The following is an 18,295-nucleotide window of genomic DNA, read 5'->3' as shown; positions in this document are numbered from 1 at the left end:
TTCCATGAGCGATATGACCTTCGAGCGCATGATCCGGCAGATGACGCCGGCCATCTACGAGAGCCTCAAGCAGGCGGTGTCCCTGCGCAAGTGGCCCGACGGTCGCCGGCTGACCGAGGAGCAGACCGAGCTCTGCCTCGAGGCGGTGATGCGCTACGAGAACGAGAACAACGTGCCCGAGGAACTGCGGGTCGGCTATCTTCAGCAACGCACCTGCGGCAGCGCCAGCAGCGGTGCCGACGTGCCGCCGGAGCTGGCGGGACTGGCCCGGGATGCGTCACGTGACTGAGGCGGACCTCATTGAGCTGGCACCCGCCGTGCAGGGCTGCCTGACCAAGATGGCGATTGTACCGAGCGAGCAGGGCGGCCCGGTGCGCTATACGCTGCGCGCCGGCGAACATCGGCTCGATCTCAATGCGCGCCTTGGCCAGCCGATCCGGCTGCACTGGACGGGAGCGATCGCCTGTACCCACTGCGGCCGGGCAACCAGGAAGAGCTTCGCTCAGGGCTACTGTTATCCCTGCTTCAAGAAGCTGGCCCAGTGCGACACCTGCATCGTCAAGCCCGAGACCTGCCACTTCGATGCCGGCACCTGCCGTGAGCCGGCGTGGGCGGAACGCCATTGCTTCCAGCCCCATGTGGTCTACCTGGCCAATTCCTCCGGTCTCAAGGTGGGTATCACCCGCGGTACCCAGGTGCCGACGCGCTGGCTCGACCAAGGCGCGATTCAGGCGCTGCCGATCCTGGCGGTCGACACACGCCAGCAGTCCGGCCTGGTCGAGGTGCTGTTCAAGGAGCAGGTCGCCGACCGCACCAATTGGCGCGCCATGCTCAGGGGTGAGGTCGAACCGCTCGATCTCCTGGCCGAACGCGACCGCCTCCTGGCACAACTGGAAGGTGGCCTTGGCAACCTGCGCCAGCACTGCGGCGTGGATGCCATCCGCGTACTCGACGAGGTGCCTCGGTCCTTCGCCTACCCCGTGCTGGATTTCCCTCGCAAGATCGTCTCGCACAACTTCGACAAGCAGCCCGAGGTGGCCGGTACGCTGCTGGGCCTCAAGGGGCAGTATCTGATCCTCGATACGGGGGTCATCAACCTGCGCAAGTTCACCGGCTATGACATCGAGGTTAGCTGAGCCTCTATCCGCCTCTCCTTCGACGGGACCTAGGTATGTATCTCCTACATATTGCCAACAAGAACTACTCTTCCTGGTCGTTACGCCCTTGGGTGCTGATGCGTCATCTGGCCATTCCGTTCGAAGAGCGATTGACGCCTTTCGAACCCGAATCGAACTGGACCGCGTTTCGCGCGTTCTCTCCCTCGGGGCTAGTGCCTTGTCTGGAAGACGGCGAGCGTGTGGTATGGGAATCGCTGGGCATCGTCGAATACCTGGCTGAGCGCCACGCCGGCGTATGGCCTGACGACGATGGCGCGCGCGCCTGGGCGCGTTGTGCCAGCAGCGAGATGCACGCGGGCTTTGCCGCGCTGCGCACCCTATGTTCAATGAACTGCGGCGTGAGAATACGCCTGCACCGCATGCCGGACGCGCTCGTGCGCAACCTGTCCCGTATCGATGAACTCTGGCAACAGGGCCTTGCGCGTTTCGGCGGTCCCTTCTTGGCGGGAGAATCCTTCTCGGCGGTGGATGCCTTCTTCGCTCCGGTGGCGTTCCGCGTGCAGAGTTTCGGGCTCGAGCTCGAGGCACCCTCCAGGGAATACGTCTCGCGGCTGCTGGCGCTGCCGGCCATGCAGGAGTGGTACGAGGCGGCGCTGGATGAACCGTGGCGCGAGGCCGGACATGAGGCCGAGATACAGGAGAACGGCACCGTGCTCGAGGACCGGCGGCGCACACCCTGACTGGCGCTCGGTTTCCTTTCGCTGGGTGCGCTCCCGGCTCAATCGAACAGGTCGCCCTGGCTTCGGGGCGGCCGAAAGGCCGTCGTGTCGAGCTGGCGCGCCTCACGCCTTTCGGGATCGTTGAGCCCCAGACGCCGGCAGGCCTTGTCGAAGCGCTGGGCGATGAGTTCGGCGAAAATCCCCTCGCCGCGCATGCGCTTGCCGAAGCGGCTGTCATAGTCGGCTCCGCTGCGGCACTGGCGCACCAGGCTCATTACCTTGCCGGCTCGTTCCGGATAGTTCGCCATCAACCATTCTTCGAACAGCGGCGCCACTTCCCGTGGCAGGCGCAGCAGCGTCCAGCCGGCCGACTCCGCTCCGGCGTCGCGGGCCGCTTCGAGAAGGCGCTCCAGTTCATGGTCGGTCAGGCCTGGAATGATCGGCGCGACCATGACACCCACCGGGATGCCGGCCTCATGCAACCGCTCGATCGTGCGTAGGCGAGCGGCGGGCGAGGCCGTGCGCGGCTCGAGGCTGCGCTTGAGGGCGGTGTCCAGGCTGGTGAGGCTGATCGATACCCTGGCCAGGCGATGCCGGGCCAGCTCGGTGAGCAGATCCAGGTCACGCAGGATGAGCGAGCTCTTGGTGATGATGGAGACCGGGTGGCGACACTCGAGCAGGAAAGCGAGTATCTCGCGGGTACTACCGCGCTCCGCCTCCAGTGGCTGGTAGCAGTCGGTATTGCCGGAGAGGGCGATGGGCCGGCACGCGTAGCTCCGTTGACAGAATTCCTCGCGCAGCCGATCGACCAGACCGCTACGGGCGATCAGGCGGGTCTCGAAGTCGATGCCCGGCGACAGGTCCCAGTAGGCGTGGCTGGGCCGCGCGTAGCAGTAGATGCAGCCATGTTCGCAGCCGCGGTAAGGATTCAGCGAACGGTCGAAGGCGAGGTCGGGGGAGTCGTTCCAGGAGAGCGCACTGCGTGCCCGCTCCTCGCTCACGACCGTGGCCAGGCGCGCCGGCATCTCGTCCTGCCACCAGCCGTCGTCCTCCGTTTCGCTGCGGGTCGGGTTGAAACGGTTGTCCGGGTTGTAGGTGGCGCCGCGTCCCTTGCGTAGCTGCTTGCGGTCTAACGGGGGCATGGTGCGAATCCATTTCTGTATTTATATACAGTATATGGCCACATTCCAGCGACGCCAATGCTGATTGAAACAGCATTGGCGTTTACGCTTCATGGCATGACACCGATTATTCAAGACGAAACCCGGCACGCTTCCGAGGCGCTCTTCTCGGTCCAGGGTCTGTGGTGCACGAGCTGTGCACTGGCCGTCGAGGCTCAACTGAAGCGGCTTCCCGGTATCACGACCGCGAGCGTGCACTATCCCAGCGCCACCCTGCTGGTGGAGGGGCGGCCGGAAGCCCTCGATGAGGCCAGGCTGGCTGCTGCCGTGCGCCGGCTCGGCTATCGTCTGGCAGCGCCCGAGGCGGTGGGCGACGCTCAAGCGCGGCTGGAGGCCGAGAGCCGCTATCTCACCCTGCGCCTGCTGACGGCAGTCGCCTTCGGCATGTGGACCATGATCGCTTCGCTGCTGATCTATGCCGGTGCCATGCCCAGCCCCCGCCTCGAGCTGGTCATGGCTTGGGTGTCGGGTGCCTTTGCCTTGCCCGTCGTGACCTATGTGGCCTTCCCGTTCTACCGGGCCGGATGGCGCACCGTCAGGGCGCGACGACCCGGCATGGACGCCCTGGTGTCGCTGGGTGCGCTGACGGCAGTCGGCGTCTCGCTGTGGCTGCTCTCGCGCGGCTCGCCGGAGGTCTATTTCGATACGGCGGTGATGCTGGTCACGCTGCTGCTGGTCGGGCGCCTGGTCGAGACGCTGTGTCGCCATCGTGGCCTGCGCGCGCTGCAGGCGCTGCACGAGCCTCCCGCCGACGTCCAGTGCCGGGTTCGGGACGGCTGGCAGGTCCGCACTCTCGAAGCGGTGGCGGTGGGTGATCGGGTCCGTGTCGAGCCCGGTGAAACGCTACCGCTCGATGGCGTCCTGTGCGATGACGAGGCCTTGCTCGACCTCTCCCCATTGACCGGCGAGAGCGCCCCGCGTCGGTGCCTGCCGGGCGAGCCGGTAGCCGCGGGCTGTCGCAATCGCGGCGCCGCGTTGGTCATCGAGGTCACAGCCACGGCCGGTGAGTGTCGTCTGGATCGGCTGCGTGAGCAGATGTGGTGGCAGCAGGCCCGCAAGGGCGAGTTGCAGCGTCTGGCCGATCGCTTCGCGGGCTGGCTCAGCCCCTTGGCCGTGGTGCTGGCAGTGCTGACCCTCGCCGCAACCTGGCTGGCCGGCGTACCCGCGGAGGACGCCTGGGTGAGAGCGCTGTCGGTACTGGTGGTGGCCTGCCCCTGCGCCGTCGGCCTGGCGATTCCCCTGGCCGGCCTGGCGGGCAGCGGTCAGGCGCTGGAGCAAGGCGTGATCGTTCGCGATCCGAGTGTCTTCGAGGTATTGGCGACGATCCGCAGTGCGGCATTCGACAAGACCGGGACACTGACGCCGGGGGAGCCCGAGGTAAGGGCCATGAGACCGGCGCCTGGCTATCGCGAGGCGGATGTCCTGAGGTTGGCGGCGTGCGCCGCGCAAGGCAGCGATCATCCGCTGGCGCGGGCCGTGCGCCGGTACGCCCATGACGCGGGTCAGGCCGGTGGCGACAGTATCGCCACGGCCGAGGAGTTCGGTGGTCGTGGCCGGTGCGTACGCCTGGCCGATGGACAGCGGCTGCTGTTGGGGAGTCGCGCCTGGCTGGCCGAGCAGGGGATTGAGGTCAGCGGCCTGGAGGAGCCGGGCACTAGCGAAGTGCTGCTGGCCTGCGATGAACGTTGGATCGGACATTTCCAACTGGGCGAGGTGCCTTTGCCCGGCACTGCCGCGACACTGGCCAGGCTGCGCCACGAGGGTCTCGTACTGGCCCTGATCAGCGGCGACAGGGCTCAGGCCGTTTGTCGGCTCGGCGCTGCCGTCGGGCTGCGCCCCGAGGAGTGCTACGCCGGGCGCAGCCCGGAGGCCAAGGCACAGCTGCTCGCCGCCATGCCCCAGCCTTCGCTCTTCGTGGGGGATGGCCTCAACGACGTGCTGGGTCTGGCGACGGCCAGCGTGGGCGTGGCGCCGCTGGGGGCCAGTTCGACGGCGCAAGAGGGGGCCGGCGTGGCGCTGCTCCGACCAGGGGTAGGCGGTATCGACAGCGTCTGGCGACTGGCACGCCGCACTCGCCGGGTCATGCATCAGAACCTGCTGCTTTCGGGTGTCTACAATCTTCTGGCGCTGGGTCTGGCGGTCGCCATGCCGATACCGCCGCTGGTGGCAGTGCTCGCCATGGTAGCCAGCTCGCTCAGTGTGGTAGCGAACTCGGCACGGCTGGCCTGGAGCGGCGAGGAGACCGGGGTACAGCAGCCGGAGGGTCCGCTGACGGAGGCGTTCGGCACGGCACCGTGACACAACGGGTCAGCCTGTTAAGATGGCGGCTGCCTTCGCCATATCAGGACCCTCTCATGCTTGCCGACATCCTGGCCTCTATCACGCCTGTCGATGAGACACCGGCCGCTGCCGTCCAGGCGCGCCTGGACAACCTGACCAAGCCGCCCGGTAGCCTGGGGCGCCTCGAATCGCTGGTCAGGGAGCTGGCCAGCATGTGTGGCGATGTCATGCCGACGGTGACGCCGCCCGGCGTGATCGTGTTCGCTGCCGATCATGGCGTGGCAGAAGAGGGCGTCTCGGCCTTTCCCCAGGAGGTCACCACGCAGATGGTGGCCAACTTCGTTGCCGGCGGTGCCGCCATCAATGTTTTCGCCCGCCAGGTTGGCGCGCGGCTCGAGGTGGTCGATGTCGGCGTCAAGGGGCGCGTCGAAGGGGAAGGCGTGGTGCACGCCAAGGTGCGCCACGGCACGGCCAACTTCGCCCGCGAGGATGCCATGAGCCGCGCCGAGGCCGAGCGGGCCATCGAGGTGGGGGCTCGCGCCGCCGAACGCAGCCATGACGCCGGCTGCCGCTGTTTGATCGTAGGCGAAATGGGCATCGCCAATACCACCGCGAGCAGCGCCCTGCTGGCCGCGCTGAGCGGCCGGCCGGCGAGAAGCCTGGTTGGCCAGGGCACTGGTATCGCGCCCGCGCGGCTGGGGCACAAGGCCGAGGTGATCGAAGGCGCGCTGGCCGCACGGCGTGCGGATCCGTCGCAGCCGCTCGAGCTGCTGGCCAAGCTGGGCGGGCTGGAGATTGCCGCCATGGCCGGGGCCTATCTGGGCGCGGCAGCCCGACGCCTGCCGATCCTGGTCGACGGCTTCATCGCCACCGTGGCGGCGCTGGTGGCCTGCCGATTGCAGCCGGCCGTTCGGGACTACCTGATTTTCGCTCATCGCTCCTGTGAGCCTGGCCATGACGTGGCGCTCGAGCTGCTCGATGCCAAGCCGCTGCTCGAGCTGCAGCTGCGCCTGGGGGAGGGCACCGGGGCTGCCCTGGCCTATCCGCTGCTGGAGGCCGCTTGCCGCATGCTGGCGGAGATGGCCACCTTCGATTCGGCGGGGGTGGCATCCGGTGGCGGGGAGTAATGAGCGCCGAGCCCTTGAGTCCGCTGCTGCTAGGACTGCTGCTCGGGGCCATCCTGCTGGACCTGGCGATCGGCGATCCACGCTGGCTGCCGCATCCGGTGATCGCCATGGGGCGACTGATCGCGTTTCTGGAACGGCGTTGGAACCGAGGCTCGCCACGCGCGCGTCGGCTCAAGGGGCTTGCGTTGACCGCCTGCGTGGTCGTGCTCGTCTACGCGTCGAGTTGGAGCGTGCTGGCCGGGCTTGCCTGGCTGCACCCCTGGCTGGGGCTCGCGGCCGAGCTGCTGCTGCTGGCCAGCGCTCTTGCCATCAAGGGGCTGCGTGATGCCGCCCTGGCGGTGGCCACGCCGCTGGCGCGAGGCGATCTCGACGCGGCGCGCCGGGCCGTGTCGATGATTGTGGGGCGTGACACCGCTTGTCTCGATGAGGCCGGCATTACCCGCGCCACGGTGGAAACCGTGGCCGAGAACAGCGTCGACGGCATCACCGCGCCGCTGTTCTGGGCGCTGCTCGGGGGCGCGCCATTGGCGCTGGCCTACAAGTCAGTGAATACCCTCGATTCCATGGTGGGTTACCGCAGCGAACGTTACACCGATTTCGGTTTTGCCTCGGCGAAGCTCGACGACCTGGTCAACTGGATGCCGGCCCGGCTCACCGCGCTGGCCATGTGGCTGGGCGCCTTGACGTTGCCGGCGGCGCGCACCCGCGGCGCGCTGGCCGGTACCTGGCGTGATGCGCCGCGCCATCCCAGTCCCAATGCCGGATGGCCCGAGGCGATGATGGCCTACCTGCTCGGCGTGCAGCTGGGTGGCACCAACCACTACGGCGGCCGCGTGTCCGAGCGTGCCGTGCTGGGGAAGCCGCTCGAGTCGCTGCGAGTCGCGCATATCGGCTTCGCCGTGCGTCATATGCACGGGGCCTGGATTGCCTTTGCGCTGCTGATGGCAGGCTTGGCCTGGGCGTGGAGAGCATTCGCATGAACGAACGGGGAGAGGGCATGAACGACTGGCCGAGCCATGGTGGCCGCCCGGAACAGGTCCTGCCGCGTTTTGGCCTCGCCGCCGATGGCCAAGTGATCGACTTCAGTGCCAACCTCAACCCACTGGGGCCACCGGCCTGGCTGCCGGAGCGCCTCGCTGCCGGCCTGGCCGACATCGACGCCTATCCCGACCCCGACTACACCGCTGCCCGGGCAGCCATCGCCCGAGCCGAAGGGCTCGCGCCTGGCCAGGTGCGACTGACCAATGGTGGGGCGGAGGCGATATACCTGACCGCGGCGCTGATGGCCCAGCGTGCTGAGCGCCAGGCCGTCATTGTGCAGCCGACCTTCGGCGAGTACGCGCGCGCTTGCCGCCACTATGGCATCGCGGTACGACACCTGGCGCTCGCCACCGACGACTTTCAACTGGACGAGTCGCAGGCGCTGCATGCCATGCGCGACGTCGATGCGGTGTTCCTGTGCCGGCCCAACAACCCCACCGGCACGCTGGTCGAGCGAGCTTTGATCGAGCGCATGCTGGCAGCGGGGAAGCGCTGCGACACCACACTGGTGGTAGACGAGGCCTTCATCGATTTCGTGACGCCCGACGAGCGGCTTACGCCCCTGCTGAAGCGCTACGACAATCTGCTCTTGCTGCGCTCCATGACCAAGCTGCATGCCATCCCCGGGCTGCGGCTGGGGTATCTGCTGGGCGATGAAGCCACGATTGCCCGCATCGCCGGGTTGCAGCTGCCCTGGAGCGTCAACGCTCCGGCGGCGGCGCTGGTCGAGCCGCTGCTGGCGGACCGTGACCACCTCCAGCGGACCCTGGCCTGGCTCGACGCCGAGCGGCCGAGACTGCAGCGTGAGCTGGAGGTGCTGGGACTGAGGGTGATGCCTTCGAGGGCCAATTTCCTGCTGCTTCAGGATGCCGGCTCGCGGCCTATGTCGGCGCTGCTGGAACATCTGGCTCGCTGCGGCATCCTGGTGCGCCATACCCATAACTTCGTCGGCCTGGATGGGGCCTGGCTGCGTGTCGCGGTGCGTTCTCGTGAGGAGAACGAGCGCCTGCTGGCCGCCATTTCGCGCTGGAGGCCGTCATGATTGCCTTCGTCAGTGGCGGGGCGCGTTCCGGCAAGAGTGCCCATGCCGAAGCCCTGGCTCGCCGGTGGCAGGCACGGCGGGGCGGGGCACGCTACTACCTGGCGACGGCGAGCGAAGGCGACGAGGAGATGCGAGCTCGCATCGAGCGTCATCGGCGCGTTCGCGGCGAGGGCTGGGTCAACCTCGAGGAGCCGGTCGATCTGCCAGCCGCGCTCGCTCAGGTAGCGTCGGGCAGCACGTTGCTGCTCGACTGCCTGACGCTGTGGGCCAGCCAGCTATTGTATGCGAGCCCGTACAACGAGGCCCAGGGCATCGGCATGATGGAGCAGACACTGGCCGAGGCCAGGTGCCGCGACGTCGCGCTGGTAATCGTCTCCAACGACATCAACGAGGGCATGCCGCCGGAAAGCGACGAGGTGTGGCGCTACCTGGCCTTTCTGCAGCGGGTCCATTGTCTGGTCGCCCAAGAGGCGGACATGGTGGTGCAGATCGTCGCCGGCCTGCCCCAGGTCTGGAAAGGGGGCGAGACATGAGAAACGCGACTTACGGGCTGGTATTGGCCGTGCAGTTCCTGACACGCCTGCCGCTTCCACTCGCCTGCCCCTGGAGCGCGGAGACGCGTCGCTGGGCGGTGCGCTGCTACCCCTTGGTGGGCATGCTCATCGGCAGCTTGCTGGCCGCTGCCACGTGGCTGCTCGAAGGCATCCTGCCTACGCCGCTGCTGGCGCTGGTGCTGCTCACGTTGTGGGTGGCGCTGACCGGCGGGCTGCACCTGGATGGCCTGATGGACGTGGCCGACGCCCTGGGCAGCAACGCGCCGCTGGAGAAGCGCTGGGTCATCATGAAGGATCCCCATGTGGGTAGCTTCGGCATCCTGGCGCTGGTGTTCCTGCTGCTGTGGAAGGTGACGCTGCTGTTCATGCTGCTCGATTCGGGGGCGAGCCTGGCCCTGCTGGTCATCATCCCGGCCCTGGGTCGCCTGGCGGGGGCCGCTTTGCTGGTGCTGGCGCCGGCAGCCCACGCGGCAGGGATGGCGGCCAGCTGGAAGCGCGATCTCGTGGCGCGCGATCTTTCATTCGCGATAGTACCCTTGCTGCCGCTGGTCGTGCTGGCTCCAGGCGGAGGGTGGCTGTGCCTGGCGCTGGCGCCGTTCCTGGCGCTCTACGCCTGGGGCATGTTGCGGGCATTCAAGGGAATCAACGGCGATATCGTCGGAACCGTCATCGAGGGAGGAGAGCTATGGCTGCTGCTGGCCGCCTGGAGCTGGTGGTCGTTCGCCACGGCTTGACGCAGTGGAACCGCGAACGCCGCTATCAGGGACAGCGTAACATCCCGTTGCTGCTGCCCGAGGCCGTGCCGGGGCTCGATCGGTTGCGCGAGGCGCTTGAAACGCAGGAGTTTGATGCCGTGCACTGCAGCGACCTGACCCGCTGCCGCCAGACCCTGGCGCACGTGACGGAAGGGCGAGCCGGTGGGTGGCCGACATGCTTCGACGCGCGTCTGCGCGAACTCGACTTTGGCGACTACGAGGGGCGCACCTACGACGAGCTCGAATCGCTGCCCGCCTATCGCGCCTGGATCGACAGCGTCGGCGCACAGCCTCCGCCCGGAGGTGAGTCCACCGCCGAGCTGCGCAGGCGGCTCGAGGCCTGGTTCGCGGAGCTGATCGCCAGCTGTGAGCCTGGCCGGGAGCAACGCATCCTCACGGTGACCCACGGCGGTGTGATTCGCGAGCTGCGTCGGCGCTTCGAGGGCATCGGCTTCTGGGATGGCGGTGTGAGCCAGGCCGAGGGGCGGCGGTTCACTTTTACCTTCGACGACCGGGAACGCTGGCAATGCAGCTCTTCATCGGCGGTACCCACGCCGGCAAGCGCGGCATCGTAAGGCAACGCTTCGACTCTCCCGGCTGGCATTCCGCCCATATGGGCTGCCGGCTGGAAGCGTGGCCGGCAACCGCCGCCTTGGCTCGCGGCCTGGTGCTGGAAGGGTGGGAGTGCTGGCTGGCGGAACGCCTGGCCGATCAGCCTGATGACGACAGGTTGCGCGACGCCATGGCTGGCGAGCTCGATGCGCTGCGTGAGTGGGAAGCCCGGAAGGGCGCCGAGGCCGTGCTGATCATGCTTGAGATGGGCCGAGGCATCGTGCCGCTAGACCCCGCAAAGCGGCGCCTGCGCGATCTCAACGGTTGGCTCGCCCAGGACGCCGCGGCCCGCTGCGAGCGGGTCTGGTATGTCTGGAATGGTCTGGCTAGACCGCTAACTTATTGATCTCGCTCAAACCAGGTGAAGCGATACGTTGACGCACAGCGACCGTGTTGTTAGGTTACGCGCACTCTCAGGTGCCTCATTGCTGTTCGAGGTTAAACGGGAAGTCGGTGACCTTTCTCTCCTGCGTGGAGAAAAACATTCCGACGCTGCCCCCGCAACGGTGATCGAGTCTGGGTCCATCATCACGCCACTGTGCTTCGCATGGGAAGGCGATGGTCCCGAAGCGTGTCCAGTCGGACGCCGCTTCGCTCGTCAGCCCGGAGACCGGCCCGAGAGAACAGAAGTATCGAACGAATCGACGAGCGAATGGCGCAACGCAGCGTCTCGCCCGGCCGAACGCGCGGTGCTTCCTTCATGCCGGGTTGCGGTGGGCGACTCCGAGGCAGGGCAGGCACCGCCATTCACCTCTCCCTCTCCTCGTATCCCTCCTTACTGCTCCGGTTCCGCGAGAAGACCGTGCGGGTAGGCACGGCGAGCAAGGGAAACAGAATGAAAACCAAGCATCACCTGGCCGCGCAGGGCCTGGCCGCCTTCGGCCTGGCAGCTCTCCCTCTGGCTATTCAAGCGCAAACGACAGCCACCGAAAGTCCCGACAGCGTCGCGCTCAATCCGCTGGTGGTCACCGCCACCCTGGCGCCGCGTACCGCCGACGAGACGCTTTCCTCCGTCACCGTGCTCGATGAAGCCACCCTGCGTCGGCAGGACCCCACTAGCCTGCAAGAGCTGTTTCGCGGCCAGCCGGGGGTGGATGTAAATACAAACGGTTCCTACGGTAAGAACAGTAGCGTTTATATCCGCGGCACCAGCAATAATCAGAATGTTTTGTTGATTGATGGGATTCGGTTGCGCTCGGCTACTACTGGTGGTGCTTCTTGGCAGTACCTCGATCCACGCATGTTTCAGCGCGCCGAGATCGTGCGGGGTCCCAAGGGCAGCCTCTACGGCGCCGATGCTGTGGGGGGCGTTGTGCAGCTCTTTACTCACGAGGCTGAGGAGGGCGCGCCACAGCCATTTATTTCGGCAGGAACAGGCTCCTTCGATACCCAGCGCTACAGTGCCGGGCTTTCCGGTAGCAGCGGCGGCACCCGCTACAGCTTCGCCGGCAGTCACTTCGCCACCGAAGGTATACCCATCCGCCGCGGCGGAGAGGACAAGGGCTACGACAACACCAGTGCGCTGGTGCGTCTCTCTCATATCTTCGACAATGGTTCCGAAATTGGCGTCTTAGCCCTGCGTGCGCGGGGCAACACCGAGATCGATAGCGGCGAGACCGATTTCGTACAGCAGGTAACGGGCGTCTATGGGGAAATACCAATTACCGATATCTGGCATAGCCGTTTGACTCTCAGTGAATCGAGAGATGAGAGTGACAACTTTTACGAAAGCAGTGACTCTACATTCGATACACGCACCCAAACCGCACGATGGGAAAATACGATCCAAATCGGCGCGCATGAGCTTATCGCTGGGGCCGAATACAGTGCAGATAGAGTGAATGGAAGGGATTCATCTCCTTTCGGAAGTTTTGATAGTTATGACGAAGAGAGTCGGGATAATGTGGCCCTGTTCGCGCAAGGCTTGTTAGATTTCTCTCCGGTCACAGCTCAGGCAAGCCTTCGTCACGATAATAATGAAGCTTTCGGTGAAGAACTCACTGGGAACATAGCGTTGGGCTTCGGTTTGGATAAAGACCATACCCTTCGAGCCAGCTACGGTACGGCATTTAGAGCGCCTACCTTCAATGAGCTCTATTATCCCGATGTTGGCTATTACGCTGGCAATCCTGATCTGGAAGCCGAAACCTCCGAAACAATGGAGTTAGGCATACGTGGTCAATATGCAAACTGGTTCTGGGATGCCGCCCTGTATCAGACCGATATTGATAACTTGATTGCCGGACAGGACTTGAGAACCAATATTCCTACATCGCGGATTCGCGGCGTCGAGCTCTCCAGCGGTGTGGATATCCACGACTGGACATTAGCTGCAGCGCTCACCTATACCGACCCCGAAAACCGGCTCACCGGCAATCAACTGCAGAATCGTGCCAGCCAGAGCCTGCGACTCGACGCCGATCGTGAGCTGGGCGACTGGTTGCTGGGTGGCTCATGGATTGCTCAGAACCATCGTTACAATGACGCTGACAACGAGCAGCGCCTGTCGGGCTATGGTTTGCTCAACCTGCGCGCCGGCTGGCAGTTTGCGCCGATGTGGTCGGCCCGGCTAACGGTAGATAATGTGCTCGACAAGGAGTACGCCACGGCAAGATTCTTCAACGGTGAAGACTACCTCAACGCCGGGCGTAGCCTCATGCTGAGCGTTAACTTCGGGGCGCAGTGATGCGTCGGGTTTTCACCGGGCTTGTGCTTCTTCTCAACCTGCTGCCGACGCTGGCGTCGGCAGCTACTGTGGTGGGCGTCGTCTCCGAGCGTTCGGCAGCCGAACTCGCCGCCGGGGCGCATCGCTTTCTGGATGCCCATCCTGATCACGAGGTGATCCTGCGCACGCCGGAGCAGTTGGCGAGCGCCGGTGACAGCGAACTTGCCACGCTGTTCGGCCAGGCCGATGCCGTGCTGCTCGCGGCGGTTTTCGGCGATCAGGTGGGGCGTATCGCGGCGCAGATCGAGCAAGCCGTGGCGCCTCAGGTGCCGGTGCTGGCGATCAACGGCGATCGCCGCCTGACCCGGCTGTCGCGCCTGGACGGCGAGCGACCGCTGGCCGGGCTGAGCGAGGAAGCGCTGGGCGAACTGACGGCGGGTCCCGAGCCCGGCCAGACGGCACATGAGCACTACGCTGCCCTGCGTGAACGCTTCGCCGGGCAGCGCCATTGGCTGACCGGCCGCGCCTACTACCAGGGACGCAGCCCGGCGCATCTCGATGGTCTGATGCGCTGGCTGCTGGCAGAGGCCGGCCACGAGCTCGAGGTGCCCGAACCTGCGCCGCGGGAGGCCATCCGCTACCTGCGTCCCGAACGCATGGACGAGGCGAGCGCCGAGCCGGCGGACCTACGGCTGGAGAACGGGCCGGCCGTGGTGCTGCTGGACCTCGACAGCGGCGACCGGCCGGGCGACCGTGTGTTGATCGAGACGACCTGCGAAGCATTGGAACGCAAGGGGATTCAGTGCGCGGCAGTGCTCTCGCGCTGGGGCGGGGCGACGCTTGCTGCCGTCGAGGCGCTGCCCGAGACACTGGGCGAAGCGCAACTCACGGCGATTCTCTCCCTGCAGGATTTCACCCTCGGCGGCGGCGAGGGCAGGCGCGACGTGACCGCAGCGCTCGAAGCGCTCGACGTGCCGGTGCTCAAGGGCATAAGGCTGGCCGATCGCAGCGAGGCCCAGTGGCGCCTCTCGAGTGACGGCCTGCCGCGCGACGCCGTTCACTATCAGCTGGCCATGCCCGAGCTGCAGGGTGCCAGCCAGCCGATGATCCTGGCCGCGGCGACACCCACACGCATCGATGCGCGAACCGGCGTGGCCTTGCGCCTGAGTGAGCCGTTGCCCGAGCGGGTCTCCGCCGTGGCGGAGCGCCTGGCGCGCTGGCAGCGTCTGCGCGAGCTCGACAACGCCGACAAGAAGGTCGCATTGATTTATTACAATCACCCGCCGGGGCGGCAGAACGTCGGTGCCGACAACCTCGACGTCCCGGCCTCGCTGTTCGAGATGCTCCGTCGCCTTGAGGCGGCCGGTTACGATACTGGCGAACTGCCCGAAAGCCCCGAGGCGCTGCACGAGCTGATCCAGCAGCGCGGCGTCAACCTGCCGGAGGATCGTGGGGCGCTGGACGAGATGGCCGAACATGTCGCGACGCTGGGCAGTGACGCGTATCGCGCCTATTTCGACAGCCTGCCGTCGACGGTTCGCGCCGAACTGGAGCAAGGTCCGCTGGGCTACATGCATGCCCGCCTGCGCGAGGCCGATGGCATGGGCGAACCCGACCTGGTACGCGAGCTGCTCGAGCGCAGCGCCGAAGACCTGCGACATCTGCTTGAGCAGCACGAGCATCCTGCTCGGGAGCGGGCGCAGGACCTGCTCGACCAGTACGTCGAGGGCTGGCGGCGGCAGCTCGAGCACGAGGGCCAGGCGAGTGAAAAAGCGCCGGGCGAGCTCGAGGCCTTGCGTGACGCCCTGGTAGCTACCGGCATTCCCGGCCTCTCGGGCTGGGGCGAGGCGCCGGGGCGTTCCATGGTGCACGAGGGGCGCATGCTGTTCCCCGGACTGCGCTTCGGCAACGTCTACATCGGCCCCCAGCCGCCGCGCGGCTGGGAGATCGACGAGGAGCTGCTGCACGCCAACACGACCTTTCCGCCGACCCATCAGTACATGGGCTTCTACCACTGGCTGCGAGATCACTTCGAGGCAGACGCCCTGGTCTACCTCGGTCGCCATTCGACGCGGGAGTTCCTGCCACGGCGCCGCGCCGGGCTGGCGGATGACGACTATCCCGACCTTTTGGGTGGCGACCTGCCGCTCATCTATCCCTATATCGTCGACGGCGTGGGCGAGGGCATCCAGGCCAAGCGTCGCGCCCTGGGTGTGATGATCAGTCATCTGACGCCGCCACTCGCCGCCACCGAACTCTACGACGACCTGCTCGAACTGCGACAGCTGGTGGAAACCTTCGAGTCAGCGGTCTCGCCGGACAGCCCGACGCGACGCCGTGCGGTGGAAATGCTGCGCGAACGTATCGAGAATCTGGAGCTGGTCGAGGAATTCGAGCGCGAGATCGCCGGCGACCTGGGCCTCAACGCCGACGAGGTGACACTGGCCGAGGTCTCGGAGGAGCTGCTGGTTCACGAAGCCGGCCACTATGTAACCGACATGCAGGAGCGCTTCATGCCGCTCGGCCTGCACGTGTTCGGCCGCGACTGGAGCGACGAGGCCGTCGAGACCCTGCTCGCGTCGATGGGCGGCGATGGCGACGCGGCCCAGTGGCGTGAGGGGCTCGAAGCCTCGCCGGGCCGCGAGCGCGACGCCCTGCTGGCCGCGCTGGAGGGGCGCTTCGTTGCCCCCGGGCCCGGCAACGACCCGCTGCGGACCCCCGAGGTGCTGCCTACCGGGCGCAACTTCCACGCGCTCTCCAGCGACCTGATTCCTACCCGGGTGGCCTGGTCGCTGGGCAGCGAGCTGGCCGCCACCGCACGCGCCAGCGACCCAGATGCCGAGGCCGGGGATGAGGGGAGCGAGGCGGTGGTACTGTGGGCCTCCGATACCGTGCGCGACGAGGGCGTGATGATCGCCTTCGGCCTCGACATGCTGGGCGTGCGACCCAAGTGGAACTCGCGCGGCATCGTCCAGGGTCTCGAACGCCTGCCGCTCGACGAGACACGCTCGAACCGCCGCGACACGCTCTTCACGACGTCGGGGCTGTTCCGCGACCTCTATGAGGATCAGCTCGCCTGGCTCGACCTGGCCGTGCGCCTGGCACTGGAAGGCGCCAGCGAAACGATTCGCGCCGAGCATCCGCAGCTTGTCGCGTCACTCGAGGCGGCACTCGAGCCACTGCCCCACGACTTGCGCGACCCGGGCAGCGAGAGCCTGGCCGAGAACCGCATCGCCGCACGCTGGGTGGCCGACACCCGTGCGCTGCTGGAAGGCGGCATGGCGGAGCAGCGCGCCGGCGAGCAGGCGGCGCTGCGCGTGTTCGGCACCGCACCCGGTGCCTACGGGGCGGGTATCAACCGCCTGGCCTCGCGCTCCAGCGCCTGGGAGGGGCGCGACGAGCTCGGCCGCGCCTATCGCCGGCGCATGGGCCATGCCTACGGCAGCCGCCAGGGCGGCGAGCCGGCCCATGCCGCCTTCGACGTCAACCTGGCGCGGATCGAGCGCACCTACCTGGGCCGGGCCAGCCATCTCTACGGCTTGCTCGACAACGACGATGGCTTCGACTTCCAGGGCGGGCTCTCCAACGCCGTCGAGCAGTTGCGCGGCGAGGCACCGGACAACCGCGTGCTGCAGCACGCCGACCTCGATAACCCCCGAGTCGAGAGCCTGGAGCGGGCGCTGCTCGGGGAACTGCGCGCGCGTAACCTCAACCCGCAGTGGATCCGCCCGCTAATGGACCACGGCTACGCCGGGGCGCGTACCATGGCCAGTGACTTCCTCGACAACCTGTGGGGCTGGCAGGTCACCAGCCCCCAGGTGGTACGCTCCTGGGTATGGGACGAAGTCGATGCCGTCTACTTCCAGGACAGCCACGCCCTCGGCCTCGACGACTTCCTGGCCGACTCGCACAACGCCCATGTCAAGGCGCACATGCTGGCCATCGCCCTGCTCGCCGCCCAGCGCGACTTCTGGAACACCGACGCGGCGACGCTGGAGCGCCTGGGGCGAGAGTTCGCCGAACTGGTGGTGGCCAACGGCCTGCCCGGCAGCGGCCACGCCCATCCGGACCATCCGCTGCTGCCGTGGATTGGCCAGCGGCTCGACGACGAACTGCGCGAGGCCTTCGAGGCGGTGATCGAGCGTGCCCGCCTCGAGCGCGACGAAGTGCAGGCCGCCCCGACGAGCATCCGCGAACTGCAGCCACCGCCGTCCCGGCCGCAGCAGGCACAACCTGAGCCCCAGGCGGAAGCGACGGAGCGGGAGGCAGGCAGCGCGGCGGCACAGGGCCAGGAGGCCGATGAAGCCGAGGCGGCCACCGAAGATGAAGCCACCGCCGAGGGTGGCACGCTGCTGCTACCCTGGCTGCTTGCCCTGATCACGCTACTGCTCCTGCTGGGCGGCTATTTCCATGGGAGACGCATGCGATGAATCGTGAATTGACCACAGCCATGCTGGAGGTGATGGATACCGTGGTCGGCTGGCTGCTGGCACCGGTGATGCTGGCGCTGCTGGTGCTGGCGGCGCTGTCGGTCTGGGAGCTGGGGCTCGCCATTGGCGAGCGCAGCGGCGGCATTCGCCGGATGGTCGAAGCGGGGTGCGGCGAGGTCGTGGCCCGTCGAGCACGTCGTGCCATCGACCGCGCCGACCTGCTGGCGCGCATCGGTCCCATGCTGGGACTGATGGGTACGCTGATTCCGCTCGGGCCCGGGCTCGCCGCGCTGGCCAACGGCCATCTCGATGTCCTGGCCCAGGCGGTAACGGTGGCCTTCAATACCACCGTACTGGGACTGTTCATCGGCATACTCGGCTACTTGCTCGGTCGCCTGCGGCGACGCTGGTACGATGCCGCCATGGCGCGGCTGGAGCAGGCCCCATGAGCGTGCCCGAGTACCGGCGCAGCCGTTTCGACGCGGCCGACGAGGAGCCGATGGGGCCGCTGGCCAACCTGGCGGACATCATGCTGGTATTCGCCGTGGGGCTGATGGTGGCACTGGCCGCGGCCAACGAGGTGAAGCCGGAAGGCGCCGAACCGCAGGGAGGCACCCGTGTCGAAGCCGGGCGCGAGATGCCCGAGCTGCCGGCCGGCATGGGCGAGGCAGGCAGCGGTTTCGAGAGCGTCGGGCGGGTCTACCGCGACCCGGAGAGTGGGCGACTGATTCTGATCGACGACAACTGAACCTATGAGGAGCCACAGGTGAT

At 66.9% G+C, this 18,295-nt stretch carries 16 protein-coding genes and 1 riboswitch; of the genes, 15 read left to right on the top strand and 1 reads right to left on the bottom strand.

The window, feature by feature from the left end; genetic code table 11:
- Nucleotides 1-4: 4 nt before the first annotated feature.
- From ACOJCM_RS17895 to ACOJCM_RS17885, 3 genes are read left to right on the top strand one after another with little or no spacing between them, the layout of a single operon-like run.
- Nucleotides 5-289, top strand: a complete 285-nt coding sequence (locus tag ACOJCM_RS17895; RefSeq protein ID WP_445213413.1) for a YeaC family protein — start codon at nucleotides 5-7, stop codon at nucleotides 287-289.
- Nucleotides 273-1,136: a DUF2797 domain-containing protein gene (locus ACOJCM_RS17890; protein WP_445213412.1), complete on the top strand. Its 864-nt coding sequence runs from the start codon at nucleotides 273-275 to the stop codon at nucleotides 1,134-1,136. The genes ACOJCM_RS17895 and ACOJCM_RS17890 overlap by 17 nt, the downstream gene beginning before the upstream one ends.
- Nucleotides 1,137-1,171: 35 nt before the next feature.
- Entirely contained in the window at nucleotides 1,172-1,858 is a 687-nt protein-coding gene (locus ACOJCM_RS17885) for a glutathione S-transferase family protein (protein WP_445213411.1), read from the top strand.
- A gap of 38 nt (nucleotides 1,859-1,896) precedes the next feature.
- Here ACOJCM_RS17885 and ACOJCM_RS17880 read toward each other — a convergent pair whose 3' ends face one another.
- Complete coding sequence (locus ACOJCM_RS17880; RefSeq protein WP_445213410.1) at nucleotides 1,897-2,979, bottom strand: PA0069 family radical SAM protein; 1,083 nt, start codon at nucleotides 2,977-2,979, stop codon at nucleotides 1,897-1,899.
- Nucleotides 2,980-3,075: 96 nt separating this feature from the next.
- On the opposite strand from ACOJCM_RS17880, the gene ACOJCM_RS17875 reads away from it, so the two are divergent.
- The 12 genes from ACOJCM_RS17875 (at nucleotide 3,076) to ACOJCM_RS17820 (ending at nucleotide 18,272) form a co-directional block, all read left to right on the top strand.
- Nucleotides 3,076-5,316, top strand: a complete 2,241-nt coding sequence (locus ACOJCM_RS17875) for a heavy metal translocating P-type ATPase (RefSeq protein ID WP_445213409.1) — start codon at nucleotides 3,076-3,078, stop codon at nucleotides 5,314-5,316.
- A 56-nt stretch (nucleotides 5,317-5,372) separates the two neighbouring features.
- Nucleotides 5,373-6,425 carry a nicotinate-nucleotide--dimethylbenzimidazole phosphoribosyltransferase gene (cobT, locus tag ACOJCM_RS17870; protein WP_445213408.1) on the top strand — a complete coding sequence of 351 codons (1,053 nt, stop codon included), beginning with the start codon at nucleotides 5,373-5,375 and terminating at the stop codon, nucleotides 6,423-6,425.
- Nucleotides 6,425-7,405, top strand: a complete 981-nt coding sequence (cbiB, locus tag ACOJCM_RS17865) for an adenosylcobinamide-phosphate synthase CbiB (protein ID WP_445213407.1) — start codon at nucleotides 6,425-6,427, stop codon at nucleotides 7,403-7,405. Before cobT ends, cbiB begins: the two co-directional genes overlap by 1 nt.
- Nucleotides 7,402-8,508 carry a threonine-phosphate decarboxylase CobD gene (gene cobD, locus ACOJCM_RS17860; RefSeq protein ID WP_445213406.1) on the top strand — a complete coding sequence of 369 codons (1,107 nt, stop codon included), beginning with the start codon at nucleotides 7,402-7,404 and terminating at the stop codon, nucleotides 8,506-8,508. The genes cbiB and cobD overlap by 4 nt, the downstream gene beginning before the upstream one ends.
- Entirely contained in the window at nucleotides 8,505-9,041 is a 537-nt protein-coding gene (locus tag ACOJCM_RS17855) for a bifunctional adenosylcobinamide kinase/adenosylcobinamide-phosphate guanylyltransferase (protein ID WP_445213405.1), read from the top strand. Before cobD ends, ACOJCM_RS17855 begins: the two co-directional genes overlap by 4 nt.
- A complete protein-coding gene (gene cobS / locus ACOJCM_RS17850) occupies nucleotides 9,038-9,796 on the top strand; it encodes an adenosylcobinamide-GDP ribazoletransferase (RefSeq protein ID WP_445213404.1) in 759 nt (252 codons plus the stop codon). The genes ACOJCM_RS17855 and cobS overlap by 4 nt, the downstream gene beginning before the upstream one ends.
- Entirely contained in the window at nucleotides 9,748-10,392 is a 645-nt protein-coding gene (locus ACOJCM_RS17845; protein ID WP_445213403.1) for a histidine phosphatase family protein, read from the top strand. The genes cobS and ACOJCM_RS17845 overlap by 49 nt, the downstream gene beginning before the upstream one ends.
- Nucleotides 10,344-10,775: a bifunctional adenosylcobinamide kinase/adenosylcobinamide-phosphate guanylyltransferase gene (locus ACOJCM_RS17840; protein ID WP_445213402.1), complete on the top strand. Its 432-nt coding sequence runs from the start codon at nucleotides 10,344-10,346 to the stop codon at nucleotides 10,773-10,775. Before ACOJCM_RS17845 ends, ACOJCM_RS17840 begins: the two co-directional genes overlap by 49 nt.
- A 52-nt stretch (nucleotides 10,776-10,827) precedes the next feature.
- A riboswitch (cobalamin riboswitch) is annotated at nucleotides 10,828-11,062 on the top strand.
- Between the two features lie 202 nt (nucleotides 11,063-11,264).
- Nucleotides 11,265-13,115 (top strand): TonB-dependent receptor domain-containing protein, encoded by a 1,851-nt coding sequence (locus ACOJCM_RS17835; protein ID WP_445213401.1) that lies wholly within the window; start codon nucleotides 11,265-11,267, stop codon nucleotides 13,113-13,115.
- Nucleotides 13,115-17,524 (top strand): cobaltochelatase subunit CobN, encoded by a 4,410-nt coding sequence (locus ACOJCM_RS17830; RefSeq protein ID WP_445213400.1) that lies wholly within the window; start codon nucleotides 13,115-13,117, stop codon nucleotides 17,522-17,524. Before ACOJCM_RS17835 ends, ACOJCM_RS17830 begins: the two co-directional genes overlap by 1 nt.
- Complete coding sequence (locus ACOJCM_RS17825) at nucleotides 17,521-17,973, top strand: MotA/TolQ/ExbB proton channel family protein (RefSeq protein WP_445213399.1); 453 nt, start codon at nucleotides 17,521-17,523, stop codon at nucleotides 17,971-17,973. The genes ACOJCM_RS17830 and ACOJCM_RS17825 overlap by 4 nt, the downstream gene beginning before the upstream one ends.
- Nucleotides 17,970-18,272, top strand: coding sequence for a DUF2149 domain-containing protein (locus ACOJCM_RS17820; protein WP_445213398.1), 303 nt, complete (start codon nucleotides 17,970-17,972; stop codon nucleotides 18,270-18,272). Before ACOJCM_RS17825 ends, ACOJCM_RS17820 begins: the two co-directional genes overlap by 4 nt.
- The last annotated feature ends 23 nt before the right edge of the window (nucleotides 18,273-18,295 follow it).

Source organism: Billgrantia hypersalina, from assembly GCF_052584175.1.
Note: the sequence above shows the minus strand (reverse complement) of the source record. Positions and strands in the feature narration are given on the sequence as shown.